The sequence below is a fragment of the Actinotalea sp. C106 genome, from assembly GCF_023630195.1.
Classification (GTDB): domain Bacteria; phylum Actinomycetota; class Actinomycetes; order Actinomycetales; family Cellulomonadaceae; genus Actinotalea.
The window spans coordinates 1-1,931 of record NZ_JALPKN010000428.1; the positions used below are offsets into that span (position 1 = coordinate 1).

1 protein-coding gene and 1 pseudogene are annotated in these 1,931 nt (G+C 77.3%); both read right to left on the reverse strand.

The window, feature by feature from the left end:
* The coding region (locus L0B03_RS17205; RefSeq protein ID WP_250448148.1) for a DUF5719 family protein at positions 1-1,364 on the reverse strand (1,364 nt) is incomplete at its 3' end.
* Positions 1,358-1,931: pseudogene (locus tag L0B03_RS17210) on the reverse strand (glycosyltransferase family 2 protein); the annotation flags it as partial. The pseudogene L0B03_RS17210 and the gene L0B03_RS17205, both read right to left, overlap by 7 nt.

A 1,931-nucleotide genomic window follows, 5' to 3' on the forward strand; every position in this document is an offset into this window, starting at 1 on the left:
TCGGGCAGGGCGAGGCTCCCGGCCGGCTCCCCGACGGCAGCCGAGGCCACCCAGGCGCGGTCGAGCGGGTCGTCCGCGTCGACCGCGGTCCGCCCTGCGGACTCCCCGCGCGTCACCAGGGCCCCGGTCACCACCGGCTCGTCCGCCTGCACGACGGCGGTGTACCTGCCGGCAGGCAGGCCCCCGAGGGGGAGGTCGAGCACCTCGCCGGCGTCGAGGTCGACCTGGTCGGTACCCGGCAGCTCGGCCACGCCGTCGGGACCGAGGAAGGTCACCCGGGCGCTCGTCCCGGTCTCCCCCGGAGCCAGCAGCCGCAGCTGGGCGGTGTCGGTGCCGTCGAGCTCGGAGTCGGTCACAGCGATCCCGGGAACCACCTGACGCAGGGCGGGCGCCTGCCCTGCGCTCACGTGGTCCACCCCGGCGGGCACCAGCCCTCGGACCTCGCTGTCCTGCAGGTAGGCGGTGACGAGTCCGCCCGAGGCGGTCAGGTGCACCACCACGCGGCGCTGCTCGGCGGCGACCCCCTCGAGCAGGACGACCCGCTCGCTCGTGGGAGGCACCAGGTACTCGGGGGACCCGGCGACCTCGGCCTGGCCGGCCGGTCCCCAGAGGTCGAGCTGCACCGTGGCCGCGGTCCGTCCAGGGTTCTGCAGGACGAGACGGGAGCTCGACCCCAGGGCGGTGCTCCCGCCCACGAGCCACACGTCGGTCGCGGGCCGCTGGCAGGGGGCCGCCGCCAACCCGCGCAGGTCGCCCTCGATGGTCGTCGCGGTCACCGCACCCGCGTCCCAGGCAGGGCCGCCCTCCTGCGGGTCGGCGGGCTCACCGCGCAGGACCAGGCCCTGGTCTGCCTCGTCGCGCTGCTGGACGACCACACCCCCCGTCCCCTCGAGCCGCGAGGAGCCCGCGCCGTCGAGCCCCGCGAGGCTGCCGCCGGCCCCGTCGACCACGAGGGCTCCCAGCCGGGCCACCGACTCCCCGGGGGACGGGTCGAACTGGGGGTCGTACGCGACGTCCTCGCCCTCCTCGGGCTCGGTCGGGACGCGGACCGTGCCCGGGCACACGAGGGTGGTCCCCGCTGCGGGGACGGCCACCGTGGCGAGCGGGGCGGCGCTGCTGACCGTCGGGGGCTCGAGGGTCCCCAGCACCGTCACCGCTCCCGCGAGACCCAGCACGAGCAGACCGGTGCCGGTCCGGGCGAGCACCCGCCCGACGCGCGCGGCCCGCCTGACCTGCTCTCTACCGTCCGGGTCGACGCGCGTCGCCGACGGCGCGACAGCGGACTCGGGCGTCGGCTGGACCTCGCCCTCACTCTCGGGCTGGGGCTCGGGCTGGGGACCGGGCGGGGCAGCGGGCGTCACCATCGGGGGCCTCCTCGTCGGCGTCGCACGGGCAGGGCGAGCAGCACGGTCGCGAGGAGCACGGTCCCCTGGAGGACGAGCCAGGGCGTGCGAGAGGCAGGGGCGTGGCCGACCACCAGCAGGCCGCCCTCATCGCCGAGCTCGAAGGCCTGCTGCCAGGGCGTCTCCACCGCGCGCAGGGGCATGCCGTCGAGGGTCGCGTACCAGCCGGGATCGGCCCGCTCGGCGAGGACCAGCAGTCGCCGCTCCCCCGCCGGGACCCGCGTCGACACGTCGGTGCCCCCCGCAGGCACCGGCTCGACCAGCGTCCCCGCAGGGCCTCCCTCGGCGTCGACCAGCCTCGCCCAGGCCGAGGTGGTGCCGAGCTCACCGGTCGCCACCCGCCAGATGATCCCGGCCTCGGTCTCGGTCATCCGCTCGAGGGCGGGGGTCGAGTCGATCCGCCCGATGAGGGCGGCGCGAGCCTGGGTCGAGCCGTCGTCCTCGGGCGGGGGGACCAGCACCGAGGCGATGCCTAGCCCGGCGAGCTCGGCCGCGACCTCCTCGGCGGTCCCGGTCGCGAGCCGCGCG